The 21,728-nt window shown below is 60.9% G+C and carries 16 protein-coding genes; 9 read left to right on the top strand and 7 right to left on the bottom strand.

Annotated elements, in window-relative coordinates; genetic code table 11:
* Positions 1–74: 74 nt before the first annotated feature.
* From ABD919_RS00865 to ABD919_RS00840, 6 genes are all read right to left on the bottom strand, one after another.
* A complete protein-coding gene (locus ABD919_RS00865) occupies positions 75–1,406 on the bottom strand; it encodes a quinol:cytochrome C oxidoreductase (protein WP_345232906.1) in 1,332 nt (443 codons plus the stop codon).
* A gap of 6 nt (positions 1,407–1,412) precedes the next feature.
* Positions 1,413–2,174 carry a c-type cytochrome gene (locus ABD919_RS00860; protein WP_345232904.1) on the bottom strand — a complete coding sequence of 254 codons (762 nt, stop codon included), beginning with the start codon at positions 2,172–2,174 and terminating at the stop codon, positions 1,413–1,415.
* Complete coding sequence (locus tag ABD919_RS00855; RefSeq protein ID WP_345232902.1) at positions 2,174–2,701, bottom strand: DUF3341 domain-containing protein; 528 nt, start codon at positions 2,699–2,701, stop codon at positions 2,174–2,176. The genes ABD919_RS00860 and ABD919_RS00855 overlap by 1 nt, the downstream gene beginning before the upstream one ends.
* Positions 2,694–4,163: an NrfD/PsrC family molybdoenzyme membrane anchor subunit gene (gene nrfD / locus ABD919_RS00850; RefSeq protein WP_345232900.1), complete on the bottom strand. Its 1,470-nt coding sequence runs from the start codon at positions 4,161–4,163 to the stop codon at positions 2,694–2,696. Before nrfD ends, ABD919_RS00855 begins: the two co-directional genes overlap by 8 nt.
* A 47-nt stretch (positions 4,164–4,210) precedes the next feature.
* Positions 4,211–7,246, bottom strand: a complete 3,036-nt coding sequence (locus ABD919_RS00845) for a TAT-variant-translocated molybdopterin oxidoreductase (protein ID WP_345232898.1) — start codon at positions 7,244–7,246, stop codon at positions 4,211–4,213.
* Positions 7,247–7,411: 165 nt separating this feature from the next.
* Complete coding sequence (locus ABD919_RS00840) at positions 7,412–8,728, bottom strand: cytochrome c3 family protein (RefSeq protein WP_345232895.1); 1,317 nt, start codon at positions 8,726–8,728, stop codon at positions 7,412–7,414.
* Positions 8,729–9,233: 505 nt separating this feature from the next.
* Here ABD919_RS00840 and rpsF point away from each other — a divergent pair.
* The 7 genes from rpsF to ABD919_RS00805 all read left to right on the top strand — a co-directional run bounded on the left by rpsF (position 9,234) and on the right by ABD919_RS00805 (position 18,500).
* Positions 9,234–9,608: a 30S ribosomal protein S6 gene (rpsF, locus tag ABD919_RS00835; RefSeq protein ID WP_345232893.1), complete on the top strand. Its 375-nt coding sequence runs from the start codon at positions 9,234–9,236 to the stop codon at positions 9,606–9,608.
* 60 nt (positions 9,609–9,668) lie between these two features.
* Positions 9,669–9,902 carry a 30S ribosomal protein S18 gene (gene rpsR / locus ABD919_RS00830; protein WP_345233092.1) on the top strand — a complete coding sequence of 78 codons (234 nt, stop codon included), beginning with the start codon at positions 9,669–9,671 and terminating at the stop codon, positions 9,900–9,902.
* Between the two features lie 89 nt (positions 9,903–9,991).
* Positions 9,992–10,435, top strand: coding sequence for a 50S ribosomal protein L9 (gene rplI, locus ABD919_RS00825; protein WP_345232891.1), 444 nt, complete (start codon positions 9,992–9,994; stop codon positions 10,433–10,435).
* A 96-nt stretch (positions 10,436–10,531) separates the two neighbouring features.
* Positions 10,532–12,943, top strand: a complete 2,412-nt coding sequence (locus ABD919_RS00820; RefSeq protein ID WP_345232890.1) for a GSCFA domain-containing protein — start codon at positions 10,532–10,534, stop codon at positions 12,941–12,943.
* Between the two features lie 74 nt (positions 12,944–13,017).
* Positions 13,018–15,105 carry a thioredoxin domain-containing protein gene (locus ABD919_RS00815; RefSeq protein WP_345232888.1) on the top strand — a complete coding sequence of 696 codons (2,088 nt, stop codon included), beginning with the start codon at positions 13,018–13,020 and terminating at the stop codon, positions 15,103–15,105.
* 136 nt (positions 15,106–15,241) lie between these two features.
* Positions 15,242–17,785 carry a replication restart helicase PriA gene (priA, locus tag ABD919_RS00810; RefSeq protein WP_345232886.1) on the top strand — a complete coding sequence of 848 codons (2,544 nt, stop codon included), beginning with the start codon at positions 15,242–15,244 and terminating at the stop codon, positions 17,783–17,785.
* Between the two features lie 304 nt (positions 17,786–18,089).
* Entirely contained in the window at positions 18,090–18,500 is a 411-nt protein-coding gene (locus tag ABD919_RS00805; protein WP_345232884.1) for a hypothetical protein, read from the top strand.
* Between the two features lie 91 nt (positions 18,501–18,591).
* On the opposite strand, the gene ABD919_RS00800 is transcribed toward ABD919_RS00805, so the two are convergent.
* Positions 18,592–19,218, bottom strand: coding sequence for a hypothetical protein (locus ABD919_RS00800; RefSeq protein ID WP_345232882.1), 627 nt, complete (start codon positions 19,216–19,218; stop codon positions 18,592–18,594).
* 191 nt (positions 19,219–19,409) lie between these two features.
* Between ABD919_RS00800 and ABD919_RS00795 the strand changes: the two genes are divergently transcribed.
* Together ABD919_RS00795 and ABD919_RS00790 are read left to right on the top strand one after the other, a co-directional pair.
* Positions 19,410–20,204, top strand: coding sequence for a class I SAM-dependent methyltransferase (locus tag ABD919_RS00795; RefSeq protein ID WP_345232881.1), 795 nt, complete (start codon positions 19,410–19,412; stop codon positions 20,202–20,204).
* 244 nt (positions 20,205–20,448) lie between these two features.
* Entirely contained in the window at positions 20,449–21,687 is a 1,239-nt protein-coding gene (locus ABD919_RS00790) for an S-adenosylmethionine:tRNA ribosyltransferase-isomerase (protein WP_345232879.1), read from the top strand.
* Positions 21,688–21,728 lie beyond the last annotated feature (41 nt).

The raw sequence follows: 21,728 nt of genomic DNA, 5'->3' as shown, positions 1-21,728 counted from the left end.
GTATTAAGTACTAAGTAATGAGTATTGAGAAGGGGCAGCTAAGGCCCGGGTACTCAATACTTCATACTAAAATCTTAGGTGTTGTGGTGGAGGCTCTCGTCCAGGAAGGGGTGCTTGAGCGGAACCAAGGGAGCACTGGCCAGGCGGCGGGTCATCAGCAGCAGGAAAGAGCCGGCGAAAATGGCGAAGATGCCAATCTCAATAAGAAACCCATTATCGCCCTTCATAGTGCCCGGCATGAGCATTAAATAGAAGTCGGACCAGTGGCCTACAATGATGGCAATGCAGACAATTTTCAGGATAATCATCTGGCGCTTGGCATCGCGCGTCATCAGTCCCAGGAAGGGGAACACGAAGTTGATGAAAATGTTAAAGAAGAACATCCAGGTATAGCGTCCTTCCCAGCCACCGAGGCGCTGGTTGTAGTACACGGCTTCTTCGGGCAGGTTGGCGTACCAAATCAGCATGAACTGGGCGAACCATACGTAGGTCCAGAAGATGCTGAAGCCGAACATCAGCTTGCCCAGGTCGTGCAGGTGGCCTTCGTTGAGGAAGCGCAGGTAGCCGTTCTGGCGCAGGAAGATGGCGGTGAGGGTAATACCGGCAATGCCCGACACCCACCACGAAGCGAATACGTACCAGCCAAACATGGTGCTGAACCAGTGCGTGTCGACCGACATCACCCAGTCCCAGGCGGCCATTGAGGAAGTCACGGCGAACAGCACCAGGAACATGGCGGCCACGGTGATGCTCTTGTGGAAGTAAGCCGTGCCGCCGTTGAGGTCTTCAGCCAGGGACAGGTCGCGCAGACGCTTGGAGAAATAAATCCAGATGCCCAGGTAGATGACCATGCGGGCAACGTAGAAAGGCAGGTTCAGGAAGCCACTCTTGCCGGCAATGATGGCGTCGTAGTTTTCCGAGCCTTTCTCCATAATGCCCGGCATCGTCCAGTGGAACAGGTCGTGGTTGAGAAGGCTCACGCCGAACACCACTACCATGATAATGGCGCCAGGAATCAGCCAGGCACTAAAGGCCTCAGCAATGCGCTTCACCATTACCGACCAGCCGGCATAGGCTACATATTGAATAGCCATCCATACGGTGCCTACCACCGAGATACCAACGAAGAATACGTTGCTGTGCCAGAGGCTTACAATTACCCGCTTCAGCCAGTTGGGGCTGCCGTGGTGATGAGCTGATGCGCCTGCACCGGCATCATGGCCGGCAGCGGCCGCATGGCCTGCTGCGGCGTGGTGCTCTTCGCCCCAGCCCATGAAGGCGGCCACCAGGCCCAGGGCCAGCACCACGATGCCGGCCACAATCATGGTGATAAAGGTTTTACGGGCGCCATCCGTAATGACGACGTGTTCAGCCGTGGCGCTTTCTTGATGCGTCAGAGTTGCCATAGTGCGTTATTGAGGAGTGGCGGTGCCGTTGGGTGCGGTGGTATTGCCATGCCCGGGCGTTGCGGAGCCCGTGCCGGCCTGGGCCTGACCAACCGGTTTCTGGTTGGCGCGGTCCGTAATTTCAGAGGGGTCAGCATTGGTGCTGACGGCGGTGTTGGCAGTGCCCTGGGCCACCAGCTTGCTCAGCCCATCGGGGCCTTCGCCCTGCTGCAGCACGCGAACGTACATGGCGATTTTCCAGCGCTCTTCCGGGTTAACAATGGAGCCGTGCGGCATCATGCGGCCCTTACCCCACTGAATGACGTGGTAGATATGGCCGTCGTTCATGGTTTTGTAGGCGCCAGCCGCGTAGTTCGGCACACCCTTGAACTTCGCTCCTACCGGCCCGTCGCCGGCACCGGCTTCACCGTGGCAGTGGGAGCAGATGCGGGTGTACAGCACCTTGCCTTCTTCCAGGTTGGCCTTGGTGTAGGCGAAAGGATTGCGCAGCTTGCGCTCCGCAGTACCTACACTATCCTTGGGAATGTGGTTGTAGTAGTTGAGCTTGCCCCGGGGGATGGTGGCGTTGGCCGGCGTCCGCTGGTTGATGCCGAAGGCATTCACGCGGTTGTAGCCGGTTTGCTTCAAAGCTTCGTACGGAATGGACTCGTACATTTCCGGAGCATATTCCAGTCCGGGGTCGTTACCATCGTGGGTGCAGGCCGAGGCCAATCCCAGGGATAACAGCAGCGCTGAAACGCGCAGGCTCAGGTTCAGCGGATGCATCATTAGTTTTTGGACATTTCTTTTTGGTTGACTTCCGATGCGCCGTTGTCGCGCAGCAGTTGCGTCAGCCGGGGAAATTGCGAGCTGGTTTCATCCAGCTCGATGGCCACTACGAACTTGTCATCGGTGGCCCGCACGTCCATCACCGGGGTTTTCCACCGGGGGTAGAGGCTGGTGATGATGAAGAAGGTGAGTGCCATGCCGTGGCAGGTGAAGAACACCGTCAATTCGAACGACACCGGCACGAAGGCCGGCAGGGCGATGTGCGGCTTACCCCCGATAATGAGGGGCCAGTCGAAGCCCAGCATGTAAATCTGCATCCACAGCGCGAAGGCCAGGCCGCAGCAGCCATAGAAGAAGGCGGCGATGGGCAGACGCGAGCGTTCGATGCCGAGGGCATCGTCTATCCCGTGCACGGGGTAGGGCGAGAATACGTCGTAGATTTTCACGCCGGTGGCGCGAATGTTTTCGATGGCGTGCAGCAGCACGTCTTCGTCATCGAAGATGCCGAGGGCAAAGCGCTTAGTCATGCTTGTCGTAGTTTACGGGAGCCGAGGCAGGAACACCGGGAGTGCCGGGGTGAATGGGCGCGTGACCGTGGCCATGACCATGGCCGTGGTTGCCCGTGTAGGTGGGGCCGTTGTCGCCGGTGTACTTAAGAATGGTCTTCACCTCAGCCATGTTGATGACAGGGAAGAACTTGGCGAACAGCAGGAACAGGGTGAAAAACAGGCCCAGCGTACCTACATAGATGCCGATGTCGATGATGGTGGGCGAGAACATTACCCAGCTCGAGGGCAGGTAGTCGCGGTGCAGCGAGGTAACAATGATTACAAAGCGCTCGAACCACATACCGATGTTCACGATAATGGACAGCACGAACGTCAGCGGAATGCTGTAGCGCACGCGGCGAATCCACACCAGCTGGGGCGTAATTACGTTGCAGGTCATCATCGACCAGTAAGCCCACCAGTAAGGACCGGTAGCACGGTTGATGAAGGCGTACTGCTCGAACTCCACCTGCGAGTACCAGGCGATGAAGAACTCCGTGATGTAAGCTACCCCTACGATGGAGCCGGTCACCATCATGATTTTGTTCATCAGGGCGATGTGCTCCAGGGTGATGTAGTCTTCCAGCTTAAATACTACGCGGGTGATGAGCATCAGCGTCAGTACCATGGCGAAGCCCGAGAAGATAGCACCGGCCACGAAGTAGGGCGGGAAGATGGTGGTGTGCCAGCCCGGCACGACCGAGGTAGCAAAGTCCATCGATACAATGGTGTGTACCGAGAGTACCAGGGGGGTCGACACACCGGCCAGAATCAGCGACACGGTTTCGTAGCGCGACCAGGCCTTGGCCGAGCCTTTCCAGCCGAAGCTCAGCAGCGAGTAGCTCACGCGGGCAATGGGGCCCTTGGCGCGGTCGCGGATGGTGGCGAAGTCGGGAATCAGACCAATGTACCAGAACACCAGCGACACGGTGAAGTAGGTCGAGATGGCGAATACGTCCCAGAGCAGCGGCGAATTGAAGTTAACCCACAGGGAGCCGAACGTATTCTGGAAGGGGAATACCCAGTAAGCCAGCCAGGGACGGCCCATGTGCAGCACCGGGAACATGGCGGCGCAGATAACGGCGAAGATGGTCATGGCTTCTGCCGCCCGGTTGATGGAGCTCCGCCACTTCTGGCGGAAGAGCAGCAGTACGGCCGAGATAAGCGTACCGGCGTGGCCGATACCTACCCACCACACGAAGTTGGTGATGTCCCAGGCCCAGCCCACGGTTTTATTCAGGCCCCATTCGCCGATGCCGTACCAGAGGGTGCGGTACACGGAGTAGAAAAAGATGCCCAGGAAGAACAGGGCCACGCCCAGGGCCGCCATCCAGCGCAGGTTGGGCTTGGCCTCTACCTGCCGGCAGATGTCCTCGGTCACGTCGTGGTACGTCTTGCCCCCGGTAACCAGTGGCTCGCGTACGGCGGAGATATGTTGCATATAGTATGGGGGTCTTAGGGTCTTAGGAACCTAGTCTTCCGACTTAATTAAGCGTTTTCTTCGGCGAAGAAGTGAGTTTCCGGGGCGTTGCGAATCTTGGTCAGATAAGCAATGTTGGGCTGCACGTTGATGGCATCCAGGGCGTGGAAGGCCCGCTCCCCATCTTCGCGACGGAGAAGCTTGCTCAGGCGGCTGTTGGGGTCGCGCATGTCGCCGAACACAATGGCTTCGGTGGGGCAGCTCTGCGCGCAGGCCGTTACCACTTCGCCATCTACCGGGCGGCGCTTCTGCTTCTTGGCTTCGAGCTTGGCCAGCTGAATGCGCTGCACGCAGAAGGAGCACTTTTCCATAACCCCACGGGCGCGCACCGTCACGTCGGGGTTCAGCACCATGCGGCCCAGGTCGGTGAACATGTGGCCGTTTACGTTCTCAAACTTCTCGTTGGAGTAGTACGAGAACCAGTTGAAGCGACGCACCTTGTAGGGGCAGTTGTTGGCGCAGTAGCGGGTACCCACGCAACGGTTGTAGGTCATCTGGTTGAGACCTTCGCTGCTGTGGGTGGTAGCCAGTACGGGGCACACCGTTTCGCAGGGAGCGTGGTTGCAGTGCTGGCACAGCATGGGCTGGAAGATTACCTGCGGGTTGTCCGAGGGGTCTTCCATGTTGGCGTAGGTGCCGAGCTTGCCTTCGGTCTCGAACTCGTTCTTGTGGTGGTCCGAAGAGTAGTAGCGGTCGATGCGCATCCAGTGCATCTCGCGGCGGTTGATAACCTCCTGCTTGCCTACTACGGCCACGTTGTTCTCGGTCTGGCAGCCAATCACGCACGAGCCGCAGCCAATGCAGGAGTTGAGGTCGATGGCCATGCCCCAGTGGTGGTTGTTGTACTGGTAGTCCTGCCACAGCGATACTTTGGCGGGCTTCTCCAGGCCATCCGGGGTAGCAATCCGGTCGTACTCGGTTACCTTCTTGGGGTCTTTGATGTAGTTGGCCAGCGTGTTTTCCTGCACCACCGGCTTGCGGTCCATGATGGTGTGGTGGGTCTGTGTCTGGGCGATGGGCTGGCTGCCGCCGGTTTTCTCCAGCGTTACCACGCCGGTGTAAGTCATGCCATTTACCACAGGCATCAGCGGGGCGGCGTTAGCGCCCACCTTGTCGCCTACTTTGCCAGCCAGCTCGCGGCCGTAGCCGAGGGCGATGCTGACCGTGCCGTTGGCCTGGCCGGGCTGCACCAGTACGGGCAGCTCAATGCTCTTGCCGTTGGCCGACACCTTGATGACGTCGTTCTGCTCCCACTTGTTGTCCACCGCCATCTTGCGGGGTACGGCCAGGTAGTTGCCCCAGGTAGCCTTCGACACCGGGTCGGGCAGCTCCTGCAGGAAGGGGTTGTTGGACTCGCAGCCCGAAGCGCCGATGCCTACTTTTTCGTAGAACACCACCTCCACGCCATTGCCTTTGGGGGCGGAGCCCAGGCGCGAAGCAGCGTCGGCAGCGGCTACGGCGGGCGACAGCATGGCCGGGGCCGGTGCCAGGGCGGTGCCGGTGGCTACCCCATCGTGCACGGCCTTATCCCAGGCTGTGTTGAAGTCGCCGCTCAGTACACCGCGCCAGTTGTTGCGCAGGTAGTTGTAGTAGGTGGTGGTGTTGCCGGCCCAGGTGAGCAGGCTTTCCTGGGCCTGACGGGTGGCAAACAGCGGCGTGATAGCCGGCTGAGCCAGGCTGAGGAAGCCGCGCTTGGGCTCGTAGTCGTTCCACGACTCCAGCCAGTGGTGGTCGGGCGCGGCGTACTGGCAGAGGCTGGCCGTTTCGTCGAGGCGGTCGTTAAGCGAGATGCTCAGGCCAACTTTGCGGATACCGGCAGCTACCTTGTCCCCTTGGGGGTGGTTGAACACCGGGTTGGCATTGTAGAAGATGACAGCACCGATGGCGCCGCTGTTCATGTCGTTAATAAGGGCCGTCATGCGGGCATCATCGCCCTGGCGCACCATGCTGGGCGCGGCCGGGTTGATGGTAGTCCCCACGCTGCCCAGAGCCTGGTTGATGCCAGCAACCAGGGCCTGCACGGCCGGGTCGTTGGAGCCCGACACCACGAGGGCGGCGCCGCGGTTGGCGTTCAGGTCGGCCACGGCCTTGGTAAGCTGCGGGTTGCTGTAGCCCGCGGAGCCGCCGCCGGTAACGGCGTTGTACAGGGCCAGCGCTACGGCCCCCATCTCCGAGGGCTTCACCGGCACGCGCACGTCGGCGTTGGAGCCGGTCAGCGTCATGGCGGTTTCGAACTGGTAGTGGCGCGACATGGTGCGGTTGTCGCTGCTCACCTTGCGGTTGGTGATGTACTGCTTGGCGTACTCCACCGGCGAAATCCAGGTACCGAGGAAGTCGGCGCCGAGGCTCACGATGACTTTCGCCTTGCTGAAGTCGTAGCCCGGCACCATGCCGCCGTTGGCCTGCAGCAGGCCCGTCACCGACTGCGTGTCGTACATGACGTGGGTAGTGCTGGGGTAGCGACCGGTAAAGTCAGCGATAGCGCGCTTGGTGCTGGGGCTGATGATGGTGGGCGACACGATGGCAATGCGGCCGGCACTGGCCAGCTTGGTGCGGATTTCCTGGTCGACCTGCTCTTTCGTGGCCTTCTCGTGGGTGTTGCCCTTGCGGATGGTGAAGTGCTGCAGGCGGCCACCATCGTAGAGGCTCAGCACGGCGGCCTGGGCACGGGCCGAGAGGCCACCGCGGGTGATGGGCGACTCGGGGTTGCCCTCCAGCTTAATCGGCCGGCCATCGCGGTTCTTTACCAGGACCGCGTTGTAGTCGGCGCCATTGAAATAAGTGGAAGCGTAGAAGTTAGCAATGCCCGGGTCTACTTCTTCCGGCTTGTTCAGGTACGGAATGGCTTTGCGAACGGGAGATTCGCAGGAGGCCAGCGTGGCCGCGGCCACCCCGAAACCCATCAGCTTGAGAAAGTCGCGTCGGGGAGCCGACGTCGCATCGCTGCTGGCGTGGGCTTCTTTCACCGGCATAAACTCGGCGAAGGCCGACTGCATGAACTCCGGCGAGTTCTCCAGCTCCTCAATTCCTTTCCAGTATTTCATTTTTAGGGACTTAGGTCTTAGGGGCTTAGGTATTAGGGTTAGCTAAGCCGAAAAGAATCTGTATTTGTAGGCGGAATTTTCTTGTGGGAAGGCAGGTCAAAAAGGGAGTCCGGCTTGTCCTTATTCAAAAGCAGAACTAAGCCCTAAATCTCTAATACCTAAACCCTAGTAGTGGCACTTCGAGCACTCGGTACCGCCGTTCGACGACACGGTGAAGGGCGCACCGTTGTTGGCGGTGTCGTGCAGCTTCACGAGGTTGTCGTAGTAGTGGTTGTCCTTGGTGTTGAGGGGCGTCTCGCGGTGGCAGTTGATGCACCAGCCCATGGTGAGGGCCGAGTACTGGTACACCACTTCCATGTTCTGGATGGGGCCGTGGCAGGTCTGGCACTCGAGGCCACCCACCTGCGTGTGCTGGGCGTGGTTGAAGTAAGCCAGGTCGGGCAGGTTGTGCACGCGCACCCACTGAATGGGCTGCTTGCGCTCGATGGCGCGGTAGATTTTCTTGATTTCGGGCGACTCCGTCTTAATCTGCGAGTGGCAGTTCATACAGATGTTAGCCGAAGGAATGTTGGCGCTCTTGCTCTTGTACACCGAAGTGTGGCAGTAGGAGCAGTTAATCTGGTGCTCACCGGCGTGCAGCTTGTGCGAGAAGGCAATGGGCTGGGTGGGCTGGTAGCCCTGGGTCAGGCCCACAGCCATTACGCTCTGCAGGCCTTGGTAGAGCAGAATCAGCGTGAAGAGCACGCCAACGATGCCACGCAGCACGGGCGAGCGGTACAGCCCGGCCCAGTTGAAGCGCTGCTCCAGGATTTCCACGTCGCGGCCGTCGAGGTCTTTGCGGCCGCGCAGCACGTCGCGCATCAGGTTGCCGATGATAACCAGGGTTACCACGAGCACAATCAGCACTACTACCAGTACAATGAGGAGGATGTCGACGTATTTGGCGGCGCCACCGGCACCGGCAGCGTCCTGGCCCACGCCTTCTCCTTTGGCAAGGTTCTGCTGGGAGTCTCCTACCGGAGCGGCTTTGGTTTCTTCGGCGGCTACCCAGGCGAAAATCGACTTGATTTCGTCGTCCGACAACTGGAAGCTGGGCATCTGCTGCTTGCTGTACTCGTTGAAGATTTTCACCGCGTACTCATCGCCGCTGGCTACCATCTTGCTGGAGTTTTTCACCCAGGGAATCAGCCAGGAAATGGGGCGACGCTTGTTGATGCCAGCCAGGGCCGGGCCTACTACTTTGTCCTTAACTGCATGGCACTGGGCGCAGTTACCTTTGAAGAGGGCATCGCCGGCGGAGATGGCGGCGGCGTCTCCACCACCGGCGGCCGGGGCGGCGGCACCATCGGTGGCACCGGGGGTTACACCAGCCTTACTTACTGTCGCGGCATCACCTTGAGCTGAGGCCCGGTAGGTGCCGGCAAACGTCAGAAACAGGGCCAGTAACAGATGAGGTAGTGCGCGAAATCGAGGGCTACTCATAGTCAAATCAGACGGGGAAAACGGAACGCAGGGGTATTTCAAGGCCACAAATGTAGGTCAGGATTCGCGGGCGACAAAAGTTGGAGTACAATTTTTGGGGGAGGCCGGGCGTTGCCGGCCCTTTCGTTAGCGGGGGGTAAGAAGGCGTATCAGGTCTATTGTCCTCAGTCCCGGTACCTTCTCGGGAGCCAAGCCTTAGGCTACCAAAATTTACTGGCTACGGCCAGGCCTGGAGCACAGCCCCGCTTGAACCAGCCAGGAGCCACACCTCTCCTGGCCTTCCCGGCGCAGTCATATTATATAAGGTATGATGCGACTCCTTTATATAAAGTGTGGGGCGCCTGGCAATGCCGGCAGTGCTCGCTCGGCATTACTAATAACTAAACGGGAACCATCTCGCCCGCTTCTGACCTGATATCCGGAGCAATGCTTGGCAATCTGCCCGAAAGTCAGTACCTTTGCGCCCCAATCAAATTTTTCACCCCCTAATTTTCACCCCGTCGTAATGGAAGTAAGAAATTACGAGACGGTCTTCATTTTGACTCCCGTGCTGAACGAGAGCCAGGTGCAAGAGACGGTCGAGAAGTTCACCCAGGTGCTTAAGGAAAATAGCGCCGACATTTTGTCCACTGAAGCCTGGGGCCTGCGCAAGCTCGCCTACCCGATTCAGAAGAAAACCACTGGCTACTACTTCGTGGTAGAGTTCACTGCTGCCGGTAACCTCGTTGACACGCTGGAGCTCGCGTTCCGTCGTGACGAGCGGGTTATCCGCTTCCTGACCACGGTGCTCGACAAGCACGCCGTGGCCTACAACCAGCGCCGCCGCAATGGTGAGATGAACCAGCAGAAGGCCGCCAAAGAAACCGAAGCCGTAGCCTAATAACGTAGTACGAACATGGCAACTCCCGCTAACAACCGGAACAACAACGACCGGTCGGCAATGAACAAGCCGGTGGACAACCGCAAGAAGTACTGCCGCTTCAAGAAGAACGGCATCAAGTACGTGGATTACAAAGACCCGAACTTCCTGCTGAAGTTCGTGAACGAGCAAGGCCGCGTGCTGCCCCGTCGCCTGACCGGCACCAGCCTCAAGTTCCAGCGCAAAGTGACTCAGGCCGTAGCCAAGGCCCGTCACCTCGCCCTGATGCCCTACGTAACCGACGCCCTGAAATAAGTTAGACCTGAGACCTGAGACATGTGACGCTAGAAATCGGTAGAACGATTCTAATGTCTTATGTCTAATGTCTCACTTCTCAAAAAGACATGGAAGTAATCCTCAAAGACGACGTTAAAGGTCTTGGTTTCAAGAACGACCAGGTAACGGTGAAGTCGGGCTATGGCCGCAACTATCTGCTGCCCCAGGGCCTGGCTATGCTGGCCGACAAGACCAACAAGAAAATCGTAGCCGAGAACGTGCGCCAGGCCGCACACAAGGCCGATAAAATCAAAGGTGATGCCCAGGCTATTGCCGACCAGATTGGCGACATGGTACTGGAAATCCCGGCTAAGGTGGGTGAGAGCGGCAAAATCTTTGGCCGCGTAACCACGCTGCAGCTGGCTGAAGCCCTGAAGTCCAAAGGCATTGAGGTAGACCGCAAGCGCCTGTCGTTTGACTCGGACCCCTCGGCTGCCGGCGACTACACTGCCACGGCTCTGCTGCACAAAGAAGTAAAGCACTCGGTGAAATTCCGCGTGGTAGCTGAGTAGTTTCTGTTCAGCTAATTGATAGAAAAGCCCCGCCTTGCTGGCGGGGCTTTTTGTTTAGTTGGCGTTGCCACCTTTCTGGCGGCTATTTTTGCCCTGATGTTTAGAACTGAGCTTACCCTTACGCCGGCCTCGCGCCAACTTTCCCGCACAGCCCGGGTGCTGACCCTGGGCTCCTGCTTTGCCGACAGCATGGGAGCGCGGCTGGTGATGAATAAAGTAGAAACGCTGGTTAACCCCTTCGGGACGGTGTTTCAGCCCCTGGCCCTGGCCCAGCTGCTGCGTGCTGCCGCCGGCGACAGCGTCGACTGGCAGCAGCACGTGGTGGAAGCCCGCGGCCGCTGGCAGAGCTACGACCTGCATGGAACCCTGGGCGCCGCCTCGCCGGTAGAGCTGCTGCAGACCGTGCAGCAGCTGGTGCAGCGCACGGCCGACTTCGTGCGCAGCGCCGACCTGGTGGTGCTGACCCTGGGCACGGCCTGGGCCTACCGCCTGCGGGAAACCGGCGAGCTGGTGAGCAACTGCCACAAGATGCCCGCCGACCTGTTCGTGAAGGAGCTGCTGACGCCCGATGAAATCATCAACGCCCTGGCGGAAACCCATGCTTACCTGCGGCGCATCAACCCCGGCATTCAGATTATTCTGACGGTGAGCCCGGTGCGGCACGTGAAAGATACGCTGCAGCTGAATGCTGTTAGCAAGTCGGTGCTGCGTGTGGCCTGCCATTACCTAAGTGAGCTGCTCGACGGCGTGAGCTACTTCCCGGCCTATGAGCTGCTGCTGGACGACCTGCGCGACTACCGGTTTTATGCTTCCGACATGCTGCACCCCTCGGAGGTGGCCGAGGACTATATCTGGGACAAGTTTGCCCGTACCTACTTCGACGTGGATTTTGGCCGCTTCCGCAAGGAGTGGTCGGCTATCCGGCAGTCGCTGGGCCACCGCCCCCTGCACGAAGGCGCGCCCGAGCACCGGCAGTTCCTGGAAAACACCCGCGAGCGCCTGCAGCGCCTGGTGGGGCAGCAGGTGCCCGTAGAGGCCGAGCTGCACAACCTGGAGCAGCGCATTGCCGCGCTGCCACTGCCCCCTCCCCCACCGGCGGCACCAGAGCCCGAGGACGATGGCGAGGAACGGATTGACATTGGAAACCCTGAAGACGGCGAAGCAGCAGCGGGAGCTGAGCCGGCTGCCAGCCCGGCCCCGGCCGATAGTCGCCCCGGGCGTTTGTCGCCGGAAGAGTTCCGCCGGCAGCGGGCCGAGCGCGACCGCCGTGGCCGCGACGAGCGGCGCCCCGAGCGGCCGTCCCGCCAGGAAGCGGCCCCTGTGCCCGAGCCGGCAGAAGCCATGCCTGCTCCTGTGGACGAGCAAGCAGACCTGGATGTGGCGGAGGAATATGCTTCCGCTACGGAAGTTCTGGGCCTTAGCTCCGAAACAGCGGCCACAGCTACCCTGGACCCCGCCCCGGCACAGGAGCCGGGGAAGAAGAAAAAGCGCCGCTCCCGCGGTGGGGCCAAGCGCACCGCCCGCAAGCACGCGGCCCGGCTGGCGGCGGAAGCCGAAGGCCAAGCCACCGCTGGGCAGGAATTGCCGGCTGACTTCACCGAAAATGCCACAGCCGACACCGCGACTACGCCCGCGCTGCCAGCCTCCACGCCCACCCCGGCAGCGCCGCTAAGCGAACCGGCCACGGCCGGGGAAAACACGCCAGCAGTGGTGTTGCCCGAGACTCCGGCAGTTGCCCCCGTGGAACAGGTGGTGGAACCCCTGCCCGAGCCAGCGCCCGCGCTCCGTCCGGAAGAGCGTAAAGGGAAGAAGTCCTCTGTCATTACCAAGTCGACACCCGTTAAGCGCGGCAGCCGTCGGGCACCGCGGGTAGTGGACGCGCCCCCGGCACCGCTGCCCCTGCAGGGCCAGGCCGAGCTGCCCGAGCTGCCGGAGGTAGTGGCCACGCCCACCGCTCCCGTGCTGCCGGTGCTGCCGCAGCCTGAAGCGGCTGCGGAGCTGGCCGCAAGCCCGGTTCCGTCGAAGAAAAGCCGGAGCAAAAAATCGGGTAAGGCCGCGGCTCCCGACCAGTCACTGCCCCTGCCAGGTACGGATAGTCCGACAACTGAGCCTGTGACGCCAGTAGCGGAAGCTCTGGAGCAGCCAGCGGCACCAGCCGCTGCCAAAGGCAAGGGCAAAGGCCCCAAGCGCAAGGCCCTCTACCAGGAGCCGGCGGCGGAGCCCGCTCCGGCCCCTGTGCTGCCCCCTGCAGAAGCCGCGGCAGCCGAGGTACCCAAGCCAGCTCCCAAGCGGGGCAAGGGCAAGGTGGCGGCCCCGGTAGTACCGCCCGCCGCCGAAGCACCAGCGGCTCCAGCTGCTCCGGTGGAAGCCCCCGCCCCCAAGGCGCGCCGAAAACCGGCGAAAGCAGCGCCAGCCGCCCCGACCGAGCCAGCTCCAGCTGCTGAGCCAGCCGCGGCCAAGCCCAAGGCGCGGTCCAGAGGCGGCCGGGGTGCAACCAAAAAGGAATAAACAGACTACAACAAACCCGGCTTTGAAGCCGGGTTTGTTGCTTTAGGGCGTCTTCTACTTGAACAGCACTTTTTATGGGCAATGCTTCGGAGTTTACCAACCGCTTGGCGCAGGAATCCAGCCCCTACCTGCGCCAGCACATGCACAACCCCGTGGACTGGTATCCCTGGGGGCCGGAGGCGCTGCAGAAGGCCCAGGCCGAGCAGAAGCCCATTCTGGTCAGCATCGGCTATGCCGCCTGCCACTGGTGCCACGTGATGGAGCGCGAGTCGTTTGAAGATGCCGGGGTGGCCCGCGTAATGAACCAGCACTTTGTGTGCATTAAGGTAGACCGCGAGGAGCGGCCCGATGTAGACCAGATTTACCTCGATGCCCTGCATGCCATGGGGGTACAGGGCGGCTGGCCCCTGAACGTGTTTCTGACCCCTGCGGCTAAGCCTTTCTACGGGGGAACGTACTTCTCTAAAGGCAATTGGCAGCAGCTGCTGGCCAACATCGGGCAGGCCTACAACGGCGAGCACCGGCAGGAGCTGGAGCAGTCGGCCGAGCGGTTTGCCCGGGTTATCGGCAGCAGTGAGCTGGAAAAATACGGCGCTAAGCAGGTAGCGGAAGCACGGGCCAGCATGGAAGCCTTTTCAGTGCAGAATCAACCCGCCGGGGTGAGCGATGCCGAGTTCCAGACGCTGGCGGCCAACCTGGCGGCCAAGCTGGACCCGCAGCACGGGGGTATGGACCGGGTGCCCAAGTTTCCTATGCCCAGCGTGTGGCGCTTTCTGCTGCGCTGCCACGCCATCAGCGGCAGTGAGGCAATGCTGAGCCAAGTGGTGCTGACCCTGCGGGAAATGGCCTGGGGCGGCATATACGACCAGGTGCACGGCGGCTTTGCCCGCTATTCAACCGACGAGAAGTGGCTGGCCCCCCACTTCGAGAAGATGCTGTACGACAACGGGCAGCTGCTGAGCCTGTACAGCGAAGCTTTTCAGGTGACGGGCGAGGAGCTGTTTCGGGAAGTGGTGTACGACACGGTGGAGTTTATCCGCCTGGAGCTGATGAATGCCGAAGGCGGCTTCTTCTCGTCGCTCGACGCCGATAGCGAAGGCGAGGAAGGCAAGTACTACGTTTTCACCCGCGAAGAGCTGCAGCAGATTCTGGGCGATGAGGAGCCGCTGTTCTCCGCTTACTACAACTGCACAGCCCTGGGCAACTGGGAGCACGGGCGCAACATTCTGCACCGCCGCCTCAGCGATGCCGACTTTGCCGCCGCGCATCAGCTGACGCCGGGCCTGGTAGCGGAGCTGGTGCAGGGCTGGAAGCAGAAAATAATGGCGGCCCGCGCCTACCGCGTGCGCCCGGGCCTCGACAGCAAAGTGCTGGCCGGCTGGAACGCCCTGGTGCTGCAGGGCCTCTGCGACGCCTACCGCGCCTTTGCCGAGCCCGAGTTTCTGGTGATGGCCCACCGCAACGCCCGCTATATCCAGCAAACGCTGCGGGATGGCGAGCGGCTGTTCCGAACCACCAAAGGGGGCAAAGCCAGTATTCCCGGCTTTCTGGAAGACTATGCCCTGGTAATTCAGGCCTACATCAGCCTGTACGAAATCGGCTTTGCGGAAGAATGGCTGCACGAGGCCGAAGGGCTGACGGAGTACGTGCTGAATCATTTTTTTGACCCGGCCGAAAAGCAGTTCTACTTTACCGACAGCAGCGCCGAGGCCCTTATTGCCCGTAAGAAGGAGCTGTTTGACAACGTTATATCCGCTTCCAACTCGGTAATGGCGCACAACCTGCACCGCCTGGGCCGCCACCTTGAAACCGCTGCCTATACCGAGCTGGCAGCCGCCATGCTTACGCAGGTGCGGCCCCTGGTAGTGCAGGAGCCCCAGCACCTCAGCAACTGGGCTTCGCTGTATGCGGCCCTGCTTCGGCCCGGGCCCGAAATAGCCATTGTCGGGCCCGACGCCGACGAGTACCGGGAAGCTCTGAGCCGCCATTTTCTGCACGACGCCGTGCTGGCTGGTACAGAGGCCGGCAGCTCGCTGCCTCTGCTGCGCCTGCACCGCCTGCCTTCCCATGAGCGCACGGCCATTTATGTATGTCGTAATCAAGCGTGTATGGCCCCTGTATACAGCGCAGCTGATGCCTTGCCCCTGCTGTGCTTTGCCTAGGCCAGCGGGCGCGGCGCTACTTCTGCGTGCAGGCAATTCACTACTTGCAGGTTAACGCCAGCTGTGTAGCGCTTGTGGCCAAGCGCCGCTAGCTTCTTTCTATCTTTACTATTCGCCCCCTACCCTATCCATAGTTTTGAGCCTCGCCCTAGATTTTACCTCGCCCGCCCCGGCTTCGGCTGCCGACCGGGTGACGCTATTTGCCGATGTTATCCTGCCCCTGCCCCTGCCGCGGCTCTATACTTACCGCGTGCCCTATGAGCTGAACGACAACGTGGTGATTGGCGGGCGCGTCATTGTGCAGTTCGGGGCCAAGAAAACGCTGAGCTGCATCGTGGCCGCCGTGCACGAGCAGGCGCCCAAAGACTACCAGGCCAAGTACATCCTCGAATTCATCGACGACGCGCCCGTGGTGACCCAGCCCCAGCTCAAGCTGTTCCGCTGGATGGCCGACTACTACATGTGCACGCTGGGCGAGGTCATCAACGCGGCCCTGCCTTCGGCGCTCAAGCTCAGCTCGGAGTCGCGCATTCAGCTGCACCCGGCGTTTTCGCGGGAGGAAAACGAGTACCCGCTTACCGCTCAGGAAGAGCAGATTCTCGACGCGCTGGGCACCCTGGAAGAAAGCAAGGCCCTCACTTTTACCGAGGTGGGCGAGCTGCTGGGCGTTGCCTCCTTCCACAAGGTCATCAAGTCGTTGATGCACAAGGAGGCCATTTTCCTGTTTGAGCACACCGCCGACAAGTACTCGCCCAAGGTGCTGAAGAAGGTGCGCCTGGCCCACCATTTTGTAAACGAGGCCTCGCTGGAGATGCTGTTCAATACCCTCACCAGCAAGCCCAAGCAGCTGGACGTGCTGATGAAGTACCTGCAGCGCGTGCCCGTGTACCAGAACGAGCACGCCAACCACGCCGGCATGGAAAAGGCAGCCCTCACCAGCAGCCCCCACCTCTCGCCCTCGGCGGTGAACACCCTGATTAAGAATGGCGTGCTGGAGCAGTTCGACCAGATTGTGTCGCGCTTTCCGCTGGAAGACGAGCCCACGGCCCAGTTGCACTTCACCCTGAGCGAGGCCCAGACCGCCGCCCGCGACGAAATCCTGAACCACTTCGGCGAAAAGGACATCGTGCTGCTGCACGGCGTGACCGGGGCGGGCAAGACGGAAATCTACATCGACCTGATTCGCAAGGCCCTGGAGGGTGGCGGGCAGGTGCTGTACCTGCTGCCGGAAATTGCCCTCACCGCCCAGATTGTGACGCGACTGCTGCGCGTGTTCGGCTCGCGCCTGGGCGTGTACCACTCCAAGTTCTCCGACAACGAGCGGGTGGAAGTGTGGAACGGCGTGCTTTCGGGCCGCTTCCAGGTGGTGATTGGCGTGCGCTCGGCCGTGTTCCTGCCCTTTGATGACCTCTCGCTCATCATCGTGGACGAGGAGCATGAGTCGAGCTACAAGCAGTACGACCCCGCCCCGCGCTACAACGCCCGCGAGGTGGCCCTGATGATGGGCAACTTCCAGGGGGCCAAAACCCTGCTGGGCTCCGCCACGCCGGCCGTCGAAACCTACTACCAGGCCCAGCAGGGCCGCTACGGCCTGGTGAGCCTCACCAAGCGCTTCGGCGAGGCCGGCATGCCCGAGATTGAGCTGATTGACACCCGCAAGCAGCGCGAGGCCAAAACCATGCACAACCACTTCTCGGCCGAGCTGCTGGGCGAGATTGAGCGCAAGCTGGGTGCTAAGGAGCAGGTGATTCTGTTTCAGAACCGCCGCGGCTACGCGCCCGTGGTGGCCTGCCAGGACTGCGGCTGGATACCCAAGTGTACCAACTGCGCCGTGAGTTTGAGCTACCACAAGCACAGCCACGAGCTGCGCTGCCACTACTGCGGCTACCACGACCCCATGGTGAGCAAGTGCCCCTGCTGCGGCTCCCGGGCCGTGAAAACCGTGGGCTTCGGCACCGAGAAGATTGAGGACGACCTGAAAATTATGCTGCCCCAGGCCAACGTGCAGCGCATGGACCTCGACACCACCCGCGCCAAGAATGCCTACCAGCAGATTATCGGCGACTTCGAAAAGCAGAACACCAACGTGCTGGTGGGCACCCAGATGGTGACCAAGGGCCTGGACTTTGCCAACGTGAGCCTGGTGGGCATCATCAACGCCGACTCCATCATTCATTACCCCGACTTCCGGGCCCACGAGCGGGCCTACCAGATGTTTGTGCAGGTGAGCGGCCGGGCCGGGCGCAAGGGCAAAAAAGGCAAGGTGCTGATTCAGACGGCCGACCCCCAGCAGGTCATCTTCGACAAGGTGATTCGCAACGACTACCTGGAGTTCTACAACTACGAAATCATGCAGCGCCGCGAGCACGGCTACCCGCCGTTTATGCGCGTTATCAAGATGACGGTGAAGCACATGGAGCAGGGCCTGTGCGAGCAGGCGGCCATCTTCCTCACCCAGGAGCTGGTGGAGCGCCTGGGCCGCACGGCCGTGCTGGGGCCCGAGGCGCCCTACATCTTTCGCATCCGCAACTTCTTCATCCAGGAAATCACCATCAAGCTCGACCGCGCCCACACCGTGCTCAAGCACGCCAAGCAGCAGATTCTCGACGCCATCGACGCCTGCAAAGACCAGAAGGAGTTCAAGCAGGCCCGCTTCGTGGCCGATGTAGACCCAATGTAGCTTTTAGTTGTTAGTTGTCAGTTGTTAGTTGTCAGGCTTGTTATTGACTGAGCGCCGGCGCTGGCAATATTGTTTCCCTTGTTTACAAGGGTATAAGGTCGCAATTCAGCATGCCGGCCTGGCTATAAGCATAGCGGCAGATTAACTATTCATTTATAAAACAAAATCCTAATTTCGACCGGCACTTAACCAACTACTGCATCATGAGCTTATGCCGGGCTGCTCTCCCCTATGAATAGAATTTTGTGGAAAGCCGAAAACATATCAAACAGACTAGGCAATAGACTACTAGTTACTTTTTAACATGAAAAACCAAACTTCCCGTCTCAGTTTACCACTGGCCCTGGCGGTGCTACTGCTGGGTGGCATCAGTGCCAGCTGTGAAAAGAAAGAACAGATTAAGGACCTCACGCAAACCGCCGGCCAGGCGGGTCAGGCGGAGGCAACTTCGGAGAAGGACTACGAGCTAGTATATGAGACGACTAAAGGAATGGTAGATGAAAAAACCAGTCTTCGGATTTCAAAAGCAGAAGGAGGTTACCTTTTTGCGCTGATTAAGGAGCCCGGAAGCCAGGAGAAAGTGGTATGCTCCGGCGGTCAGAACCCCGGGGTTGGCTTCGCCAGCTGCGTGAGGAACTATGTAATAGCCAATGGCTGCTGCATGGTTACCTATAGCGCCAGCGCCGGCTGGACGGGAAATAGCTGCCCGAACTAGCCCGGAAAAACACTGCATAGATTGAAATAGTAAATAAAAAAGCCCCGGCTGCGCAGAGCAGCCGGGGCTTTTTGCTGAAAGTGCTGCGGGCTTAAATATTATCCAGCAGCCAGAGCACGATGAACACCAGGCCGATAATGGCGATGATGGTGCCAATAAGGCCAAAGATGCTATTCACCTTGCTGAACAAGGACACAATCAGGGCAATGAGCAGCAACACAATACCCGTGCGCAGGTTGCCGCTGATTTTCTCCGTCTTGGCCACATCCAGCTTTTCCTTGAACTGCGTCACGCCCATGGTTTTGCTTAGGGTGCGCATGGCCTTGCTGGCAGCAAACTTCTGCACGCGGGTCAGCTTAACCGGCTCCGCAAGCTGGGAGCCGGTAGCCGCCGCGGGCAGCGCAGCCGCTAGGGCTTGCTCGTGGGCCTGCCCGTTGTTTTCGACAGCCTTCGTAGCCAACGGAGCCTTGGATTTGGCTGGAGCCGCGGTGGGCGCCGGGGCGGAAGCAGCAGAGGCAACCGCTTCGGGGGTTGCTACGAGTGCAGGAGTGGCAGCTTCCGGTGAGGCAGCCGGTGCTGCGGCTACGGCCCGGTGGGCGCCCAGGTAAGACGACGACTGCGGCAGCATGGCATACTCGGCCCGGCTGCAGCTTCCCAGAGTAAGGGCACAGGCAACGGCCGCTACCAGCGAATAGAGAGGAGAAAAGATGTTTTTCATCGTGAGATGGAAAAAAGAAAAAAGTAAGAATAGCCTCTTCTACGGCATTAAGCCCAAAATAGTAGAAGGGCAGCCTGCTTTTTTCTTGGCGCCGCTGCCGGCCCAATTGCGGCCCCGCCGCGAGACCCGGCACTGAACGCCGGACCGAAATTTGCTGTTGACACCTGCAGATGTGCGTAATTGCGACTTGTATGAATACTGCTTTTCGGACCTGGAAAACCGTGCTTGTAAGCTGCGTGGGAGCCGGCTGCGCTACCTGGGGCTGTACCCAGCTGCCCGCCGAGACCCATCCGTCGAGCTTATCGCAAGCCCGCCTGCAGCAACTTGTGGAGCGCGACACCAGCGGCTATGAGCTGGCCGCCCCGCGCGACCCCAACGGCATTGGCAAGTACTACATGGGCCGCCAGATTGCCCACGTCATGGGCCACGAGGGTGCCGAGTGGCTGGAGCGGCACGGCCGTCGCCAGGAAGAAGGCACCGACTTACTGCTCAACGAGCTCCAGCTGAAGCCTACCGACGTGGTGGCCGACATTGGCGCCGGCACCGGCTTTTTCACCTTTCAGCTGGCCAGAAAAGTGCCCAAGGGCCAGGTGCTGGCCGTCGACATCCAGCCCGAGATGCTGGCGGCCATCAACGAGAACAAAGTCCGGCGCAAAATCAGCAACGTGGTGCCCGTGCTCGGCACCACCACCGACCCCCACCTGCCGGCCGACAGCCTCGACCTGGTGCTCATCGTGGATGCCTACCACGAGTTTGACCATCCCCGCGAAATGGCCCGCGCCATTCGCAAGGCCCTGCGCCCCGGCACCGGCCGCCTGGCCCTGGTAGAGTACCGCGCCGAAGACGTGAACGTGCCCATCAAGCGCATCCACAAAATGAGCGTGGAGCAGGCCCAGAAGGAAATGGCCGCCGCCGGCCTGGAGCTGGTGCAAACCGTGGGCACCCTGCCCCAGCAGCACCTGCTGCTGTTTAAGCGGAAGGAGTGAGGAGAAGCAACGTGTCATTGCGAGGGCGCAGCCCGTGGCAAGCCGTCCTGTTCTCAGCGACCAACCCTCTAATGTAAAAAGCCCCAACGCCAGGTCTGGCATTGGGGCTTTTTCATGTGTCACAACTTAAGGCGACTGCATGCTAGAGGACGGATTGGCTACGCCGAGCTGCGTTTGCTTCGGCTTCGCCTCGCAATGACACGTAGCTTTTATTTACTACTTCCTGCACCCGACCTTTGCGGCGATGAGTACCGACCCGCGCCAGCTTTCCATTCAGGATTTTACCTATGCCCTACCCGCCGAGCGCATCGCGCCGGAGCCCCTGCCCGACCGTGGCGGCAGCCGCCTGCTGCTGAGCCGCAGCGGCCGTATCCAGGACCGGCAGTTTCGCGACCTGCCGGCTGAGCTGCCGGCGGGCAGTCTGCTGGTGTTCAACGACACCCGCGTGGTGCGGGCGCGGCTGTTTGCCCGGCGGCCCTCGGGTGGACAGGTAGAGCTGTTTTGCCTGGAGCCCGTTGCCCCGCACCGGGCCATTGAGCCGGCCATGCAGCAAACCGGTGAATGCGTGTGGAAATGCCTGGTGGGCAACGGCAAGCGCTGGAAAAGCGGGCCGGTGCTGCTGGAGTTTGAAGCCAATGGCCAGCCGGCCACCCTGCAGGCCGAGCGCCTGGAAGCCGGCGACGGTTTCTCCCTTGTTCGCTTCAGCTGGCAGCCCGGCGAGCTGCCCTTTGCCGAGGTGCTGCGCGGCGCTGGCCACCTGCCCCTGCCGCCCTACCTCAACCGGGCCGATACCGACGTGGATGCCGTACGCTACCAGACCGTGTATGCCGCCCACGAGGGCGCCGTGGCGGCCCCCACCGCCGGGCTGCACTTCACCCCGGAAATCCTGGAGCAGCTCCGGCAGCAGGGCTTCGGCACGGCCCAGGTGACGCTGCACGTGGGCGCGGGCACCTTCCAGCCGGTAAAGGCCGGGCAGATGGCCGGGCACGCCATGCACGGCGAGCCTTTCGTAGTGTCGGCCGGGCTAATCCGGCAGCTGCAGGCCCAGGCCGGCCAGCCGGTTATTGCCGTGGGCACTACCAGCATGCGCACCCTCGAAAGCCTGTACTGGCTGGGCGCCGGGCTGGTGCGCGCAGCCGGCCGTGGCAGTACGCCGCCGGATGCGGCCTTACACGTAGGCCAGTGGCAGCCCTACGAAGAGGGAGCCGAAGTAGCCGTTGCAGCTGCCCTGCAGGCCCTGCTGGCTTACATGGAGCAGTACACCGACGGGGAGCTGCGGGCTACCACGCAGCTGCTGATTGCGCCGGGCTACCGCTTCCGCATCGTGCAGGGGCTGATAACGAACTTCCACCAGCCGGAAAGCACCCTGCTCCTGCTGGTGGCCGCCCTGATAGGTGAGCACTGGCGGCAGGTGTACGAGCACGCCCTGGCCCAGGGCTACCGCTTCCTTAGCTACGGCGACAGCTCCTTGCTGCTGCCCTGAAGCCGGTTGAACCCGGACTGGAGGCCTGCGTATAAGGCGGC

This window comes from Hymenobacter saemangeumensis (assembly GCF_039541835.1).
Taxonomy (GTDB): Bacteria; Bacteroidota; Bacteroidia; order Cytophagales; family Hymenobacteraceae; genus Hymenobacter; species Hymenobacter saemangeumensis.
The sequence above is the reverse complement of the archived record's forward strand: the minus strand, read 5'-3'. Positions and strand labels throughout refer to the sequence as shown.

Bases quoted from the DNA above. Each gene is read 5' to 3' on its own strand.
- ABD919_RS00855 (WP_345232902.1), bottom strand. From the start codon at position 2,701: ATGACTAAGCGCTTTGCCCTCGGCATCTTCGATGACGAAGACGTGCTG.
- nrfD (WP_345232900.1), bottom strand. From the start codon at position 4,163: ATGCAACATATCTCCGCCGTACGCGAGCCACTGGTTACCGGGGGCAAG.
- ABD919_RS00790 (WP_345232879.1), top strand. From the start codon at position 20,449: ATGAGTACCGACCCGCGCCAGCTTTCCATTCAGGATTTTACCTATGCC.
- ABD919_RS00820 (WP_345232890.1), top strand. From the start codon at position 10,532: ATGTTTAGAACTGAGCTTACCCTTACGCCGGCCTCGCGCCAACTTTCC.
- ABD919_RS00845 (WP_345232898.1), bottom strand. From the start codon at position 7,246: ATGAAATACTGGAAAGGAATTGAGGAGCTGGAGAACTCGCCGGAGTTC.
- rplI (WP_345232891.1), top strand. From the start codon at position 9,992: ATGGAAGTAATCCTCAAAGACGACGTTAAAGGTCTTGGTTTCAAGAAC.
- ABD919_RS00865 (WP_345232906.1), bottom strand. From the start codon at position 1,406: ATGGCAACTCTGACGCATCAAGAAAGCGCCACGGCTGAACACGTCGTC.
- ABD919_RS00800 (WP_345232882.1), bottom strand. From the start codon at position 19,218: ATGAAAAACATCTTTTCTCCTCTCTATTCGCTGGTAGCGGCCGTTGCC.
- ABD919_RS00795 (WP_345232881.1), top strand. From the start codon at position 19,410: ATGAATACTGCTTTTCGGACCTGGAAAACCGTGCTTGTAAGCTGCGTG.
- rpsF (WP_345232893.1), top strand. From the start codon at position 9,234: ATGGAAGTAAGAAATTACGAGACGGTCTTCATTTTGACTCCCGTGCTG.
- ABD919_RS00815 (WP_345232888.1), top strand. From the start codon at position 13,018: ATGGGCAATGCTTCGGAGTTTACCAACCGCTTGGCGCAGGAATCCAGC.
- ABD919_RS00860 (WP_345232904.1), bottom strand. From the start codon at position 2,174: ATGATGCATCCGCTGAACCTGAGCCTGCGCGTTTCAGCGCTGCTGTTA.
- ABD919_RS00805 (WP_345232884.1), top strand. From the start codon at position 18,090: ATGAAAAACCAAACTTCCCGTCTCAGTTTACCACTGGCCCTGGCGGTG.
- ABD919_RS00840 (WP_345232895.1), bottom strand. From the start codon at position 8,728: ATGAGTAGCCCTCGATTTCGCGCACTACCTCATCTGTTACTGGCCCTG.
- rpsR (WP_345233092.1), top strand. From the start codon at position 9,669: ATGAACAAGCCGGTGGACAACCGCAAGAAGTACTGCCGCTTCAAGAAG.